Annotated in this window: 5 protein-coding genes; 1 reads left to right on the top strand and 4 read right to left on the bottom strand. The window is 72.4% G+C overall.

The window, feature by feature from the left end:
- Window positions 1–207: 207 nt before the first annotated feature.
- The 4 genes from ACFXGX_RS21560 to lipB form a co-directional block, all read right to left on the bottom strand.
- On the bottom strand, window positions 208–906 hold the full coding sequence (locus ACFXGX_RS21560; protein WP_384793567.1) for a DUF4191 domain-containing protein: 699 nt from the start codon (window positions 904–906) through the stop codon (window positions 208–210).
- Window positions 907–1,022: 116 nt separating this feature from the next.
- Window positions 1,023–1,217: a hypothetical protein gene (locus ACFXGX_RS21555; protein ID WP_384793565.1), complete on the bottom strand. Its 195-nt coding sequence runs from the start codon at window positions 1,215–1,217 to the stop codon at window positions 1,023–1,025.
- A 292-nt stretch (window positions 1,218–1,509) separates the two neighbouring features.
- A complete protein-coding gene (gene lipA, locus ACFXGX_RS21550) occupies window positions 1,510–2,475 on the bottom strand; it encodes a lipoyl synthase (protein ID WP_384793562.1) in 966 nt (321 codons plus the stop codon).
- A 164-nt stretch (window positions 2,476–2,639) separates the two neighbouring features.
- Window positions 2,640–3,446 (bottom strand): lipoyl(octanoyl) transferase LipB, encoded by an 807-nt coding sequence (gene lipB / locus ACFXGX_RS21545; protein ID WP_384793559.1) that lies wholly within the window; start codon window positions 3,444–3,446, stop codon window positions 2,640–2,642.
- 331 nt (window positions 3,447–3,777) lie between these two features.
- Here lipB and ACFXGX_RS21540 point away from each other — a divergent pair, with 331 nt between their 5' ends.
- On the top strand, window positions 3,778–5,250 hold the full coding sequence (locus ACFXGX_RS21540) for a regulator (protein ID WP_384793556.1): 1,473 nt from the start codon (window positions 3,778–3,780) through the stop codon (window positions 5,248–5,250).
- The last annotated feature ends 536 nt before the right edge of the window (window positions 5,251–5,786 follow it).

The following is a 5,786-nucleotide window of genomic DNA, read 5'->3' as shown; positions in this document are numbered from 1 at the left end:
CGACCCGCCCCGGACCGACGACGACGTCCCGGGGCGCCCCGCGTCCCTCGCCGCGGGCGGGCGGCCCCGGTCCCCGGGTGGGGGGATGGGGGGCCCACCGCGCGGCGCGGGGCGCCGGCGTTGGGGGGGGGGGTTTATCGACGTTGGGGGCGCGGGGTGTTTGGGGCGCCCCCATTCGTCGTAGGACTGGTCAGACCGACGCGAACGTCACCTCTTGGGGCCGCCGCGGGGCATCCGCATGCCCTTGGGCATCGGGCCCTTCGGCAGCGGCATGTTGCTCATCAGGTCGCCCATCGCGCGCAGCCGGTCGTTGGTCGCGGTGACCTGGGGGCCGGCGAGCACACGCGGCAGCTTCAGCATGGTCGTGCGGAGCTTCTTCAGCTCGACCTGGCCCTCGCCGGTGCCCACGAGAATGTCGTGCACCGGGACGTCCGAGACGATCCGCGCCATCTTCTTCTTCTCGGCGGCCAGCAGGGTCTTCACCCGGTTCGGGTTGCCCTCGGCGACCAGCACGATGCCAGCCTTGCCGACCGCGCGGTGCACCACGTCCTGGCTGCGGTTCATCGCGACCGCCGGAGTCGTGGTCCAGCCCCGGCCGATGTTGTCGAGCACCGCCGCGGCCGCGCCCGGCTGGCCTTCCATCTGCCCGAAGGCGGCCCGCTCGGCCCTGCGTCCGAAGACGATCGCCGTCGCGAGGAAGGCGAGCAGAAGCCCGAGAATCCCGAGATAGACAGGGTGGCCGATCAAGAAGCCGATCGCGAGGAAGACACCAAGGGTGAGAATTCCGACAGCCGCGAGTACAAGACCGATCTTGGAATCGGCCTTGCGGGTCATTTTGTACGTCTGAGCGATCTGCTTGAGTCGCCCGGGGTTCGCAGCGTCCGCTGCGGGTTCCTTCCTCGCCATGCCCACGAGTCTACGTGGCCCGTGAAGTGCCGACGACGGCAGTACCGGGCGAGCGGCGCCGCGGCAGCGGAGAGGCGGCTGCCGTGGCGGGAACGACCGGCGCCGGCCGGCGCCGCTCAGGAAGGCATGACGGATTCCAGTACGCGCTGCGCCTCGACCCGGTCCTTGGCGCGGCGGCGGTCCTCCAGGACGGAGGTCCAGGCGTTGCGGCGGGCGGTGCGCTGCCCACTGCTCATGAGCAACGACTCGACGGCACGCAGTGCATCGGTGAACGACGGAATCGCGGTGGCGCGTACGGGCGCGGCCTGCATGATGGAGATCCCCCCTCGGGATCGACGGCTCGGACGGGGACGTGTGTGACGTGGAACCAGAGTCACTGATTGGTGTTACCAGTACGTGACCGAGCGGTCAAACACCAATGAAACCTTGATACCGCGGGTCGTTTTCCTGACCCGTTCCTGATGCGGCGTTCAACTGCGGGGATGCCCCGGGAGGGTGTGAACGGGCCGTTGTGAAGGGCGAGTTGCTTGTGCGCGGATTCACACGAAAGCGGTGGCACCGAGTGCCACCGCTTTCCTTTCGCAACGTGTGCCGTTCGGGGGATCAGACCGCCTGGGAGGCGACGTACGCGCCACGCTTCTCGATGGCCATCTGGTAGAGGCGGCCGGCGCGGTACGAGGAGCGGACCAGCGGGCCCGACATGACGCCGGAGAAGCCGATCTCCTCGGCCTCCTCCTTGAGCTCCACGAACTCCTGCGGCTTGACCCAGCGCTCCACGGGGTGGTGGCGCACGGAGGGGCGCAGGTACTGCGTGATCGTGATGAGCTCGCAACCCGCCCCGTGGAGCTGCTGGAGCGCCTCGCTGACCTCTTCGCGGGTCTCGCCCATGCCGAGGATCAGGTTCGACTTCGTGACCAGACCGTAGTCACGGGCCGCGGTGATGACCTTGAGCGAGCGCTCGTAGCGGAAGCCCGGCCGGATCCGCTTGAAGATCCGCGGGACCGTCTCGACGTTGTGGGCGAAGACCTCGGGGCGCGAGGAGAAGACCTCGGCGAGCTGCTCGGGCTCGGCGTTGAAGTCCGGGGCGAGCAGCTCGACCTTGGTGCGCCCGGCCTCGCGGCCCGCCGTCTGCGCATGGATCTGGCGGACCGTCTCCGCGTACAGCCACGCGCCGCCGTCCTCCAGGTCGTCGCGGGCGACGCCGGTGATCGTGGCGTAGTTCAGGTCCATCGTGACGACGGACTCACCGACACGGCGCGGCTCGTCGCGGTCCAGGGCCTCCGGCTTGCCGGTGTCGATCTGGCAGAAGTCGCAGCGCCGCGTGCACTGGTCACCGCCGATGAGGAAGGTGGCCTCGCGGTCTTCCCAGCATTCGTAGATGTTGGGGCAGCCCGCCTCCTGGCAGACCGTGTGCAGGCCCTCGCTCTTCACGAGAGCCTGCATCTTCGTGTACTCGGGGCCCATCTTCGCCCGGGTCTTGATCCACTCGGGCTTGCGCTCGATGGGGGTCTGGCTGTTCCGGACCTCCAGGCGCAGCATCTTGCGTCCGTCGGGTGCGACTGCGGACACATCGGCTCCCTGTAACTTCGATTCTTCGGCGTACACCAGGGTACGCCCGTGCGGTGCTCGGCCCCCGAGGTGGGCAACCTTCGGGAGCGGGGGTGCATTCCCGGAGGCGTTCCGCCCTGCGGCGCGAGGCCCGGGCGGGCGCCGCGCCTCCTGGGGCGCGGGGCTCAGGCCGGAGTGTGTTCCACGACGCGCGGCTTGAGGTCCGCGTTCGCCAGGATGTCCCTGAGGTGCTTCTCGGCCACCGGCAGGACCTCGCCGATGGTCACGTCGCGGCCCAGCTCGCCCGCGAGCGAGGCGACGCCCGCGTCGCGGATGCCGCACGGGATGATCCGGTCGAACCAGGCGTTGTCCGGGTTCACGTTCAGCGCGAAGCCGTGCATGGTGACGCCCTTGGCGACGCGGATGCCGATCGCGGCGATCTTGCGGTCCTCGCGGCGCTGGCCGGCGTTGGACGGGGCGTACTCCGGGCCGTTGAGCCGCGGGTCGAACTCCTCGTCCTGGAGCCGGGGGTCGAAGTCGAGGGAGAGCCCCCCGAGCGCGGAGGCCCCCCGGGCGGGGTCCTTGGCGTCACCGAGGACCCAGACGCCGCTGCGGCCCTCGACCCGGCTCGTCTCCAGGCCGAACTCGGCACAGGTGCGGATGAGGGCCTCTTCCAGACGGCGTACATGGGCTACGACGTCCACGGGGCGCGGGAGCTTCTGGATGGGGTAGCCGACGAGCTGGCCGGGACCGTGCCAGGTGATCTTGCCGCCGCGGTCCACGTCGATGACGGGAGTGCCGTCCAGGGGCCGCTCGTTGTCCGCCGTGCGCCGGCCCGCGGTGTACACCGGGGGGTGCTCCAGGAGCAGACAGGTGTCGGGGATCTCGTCCAGGAACCGGGCGGTGTGCACACGGCGCTGCTCGTCCCACGCCTCCTGGTACTCGACGGCCTCGGCACCGAATCCCATGCGGACGAACCGCAACCCACTCACGGCAAGCGCCTCCCTAGAAGCTTCCTCGGGCACGTGGTGATCCCCGTGCGGGGCACGCGAAGGAACCTTTCGTCAGGTCCGTGGCGCGCCCACGCCACTGTACGTCCGTCCGAACCGCGTCAGCCCGACGGCCAATCCTCACACGATCGGATGAATGAATGTCGATGTGTGCGATGACGTGCTCACGCTCCGCTACATTCGCGCCGTTCACGAGGCCATAAGGGCTGCTCACAGGCAATCCGGGCACAGGGGGGCCTCGGGGAGGCGCCAGCACGTTCTCGCGCCGCCCCGAGACCCCCTGGAGACCCGAAGGCAGGAGACCGCACCGCAGATGACGGAACGACCCGCGCAGCGCACGCCCAATCGACAGCTCGCCGCGCTCATCGCAGAAGCGGGGTTCTCCAACGCAGGTCTCGCCCGTCGCGTGGACCAGCTCGGACTCGAACACGGACTGGACCTGAGATACGACAAGACCTCGGTGACCCGGTGGCTGCGGGGCCAACAGCCCCGCGGGACCACCCCCGCGCTCATCGCCGAGGTGTTCACCCGCCGCCTCGGCCGGCGCCTGAGCGCGCAGGACCTCGGGCTCGACGCCTGCGCCCCCGTGTACGCGGGGCTCGAATTCGCCGCGACCCCCGAGGAGGCCGTGGACATCGTCAGCGGCCTGTGGCGCAAGGACTCCGGAAGCCACGCCGAGCTTCGCAAGATCGCTTTCACCCCGGCCGGGCTCGTCGTGCCCAGCAGGGACTGGCTGATCGGCCGGGCCGACGACCGGGTGGCCCGGGGCGAGCAGCCCTCCCGCATCCCCGCCCAGGGCCGCCCGGCCTCGCCCAAGGTCACGGCGCCGCCCGAGCAGGGGGGACCCGCCTCCCGGCGCGGCCGGACCGAGCGGGGCCCCGGCCAGCGGGTCAGCGGCGGGGACATCGCCGCGCTCCGCTCGGTCGGTGAACTCTTCCGCGCCCTCGACCACGCCTACGGCGGCGGCCACGCCCGCCAGGCACTGGTCCGCTATCTGGAGCACGAGGCCGAGCCGATGCTGCGCGGCGCTTACGGCGAGCAGACCGGCCGCCACCTGTTCGCCGCCGCCGCCGACCTCACCCGGCTCGCCGGCTGGACGTCGTACGACATCGGCGCGCACGGACTCGCGCAGCGGTACTTCGTCCAGGCGCTGCGGCTGGCGCAGGCCGCGGGCGACCGGGTGTACGGCTCGTACGTGCTCATCACGATGAGCCGGCAGGCCGTCTACCTCGGGCACGGACGTGAGGCCGTGCAGCTCGCGCGGGTCGCGCAGCAGGGCCTCGGCTCCGGGGGGCCGCACGTCGTGCAGGCGCTGCTGCACGCCGTCGAGGCGCGCGGGCACGGGGTGCTCGGCGAGGTGCGGGCCTGCACGGCCTCCCTGGTCCGGGCCGAGCGCGCGCTGGAGGCGTCCCGGACCGGCGACGAGGTCCCGCACTGGGCCCGGTACTTCGACGAGGCGCAGCTCGCCGACGAGTTCGGGCACTGCCACCGGGACCTCCAGCAGTTCCGGGCGGCCGCGCAGCACGCCGAACGCTCGCTGCAACTGCGGGCGCCCGGCTACGCCCGCAGCCGGCTGTTCTGCCGGGTGGTGCTCGCCTCGGCGCGGCTCGGGCTCGGCGAGCTCGACCAGGCCTGTCTGCTCGGCGCGGAGGCCGCGGGGCAGGCGGCCGAGATGCGGTCGGCGCGGGCCGTCGAGTACGTACGGGACTTCGAGAAACGGCTCGAACCGTACAAGGACGCCGCTCCCGTCCGCGGCTACCGCGACAAGGTGGCCGCGCTGAGCTGAGCGGGGGCCTGTCCGGTGGGGCCCGGCGGGGCCACGGTGTCGTGCCGGGCGGACGGGTGGACGGGCGTGCCGGGCCCCGCATCTCCGGCCCGGCCCGCCCCCGCTCTCCGGCCCGGCGGACCGTCCCCGGTCTCCGGCCTGGGGAACCGGAGACCGGGAAGCCCGACGCGCGCACCGGGGGCGGGAGTCCGCCCCCGGCACCCGCAAACCGGCCCACCGGAGCCGGGGTCGCCCCGCCGTGGCGGGGTCCACCCGCCGGAATCGCGGTTTGCCGTCCGCGGCCCGGGTCGCCTTGCGGGGCGGGTCTCGCCTGCCGGAGGCTCGGGTCCGGCGGGCGGGAGTGGGGCCCGCCCGCCGGAGCTGGGGTTCGTGGTGCGGAGGTTCGGGTCCCCTTTCGGGGTTCCTCGGAGGGCGCGGGCCCGGTGGGCCCGTGGGACTCGTGGGGGGGGGGGCCGGCGGACGCGGGCGCGCGCACCCAGGTGGGGGGGGCGGGGCCGCCGGGTCGGGTGCCCGGGGGGCGGGGGGGGGGGGTGGGT

Source organism: Streptomyces sp. NPDC059371 (assembly GCF_042751995.1).
In the GTDB taxonomy this organism is placed as follows: Bacteria; Actinomycetota; Actinomycetes; order Streptomycetales; family Streptomycetaceae; genus Streptomyces.
Note: the sequence above shows the minus strand (reverse complement) of the source record. Positions and strands in the feature narration are given on the sequence as shown.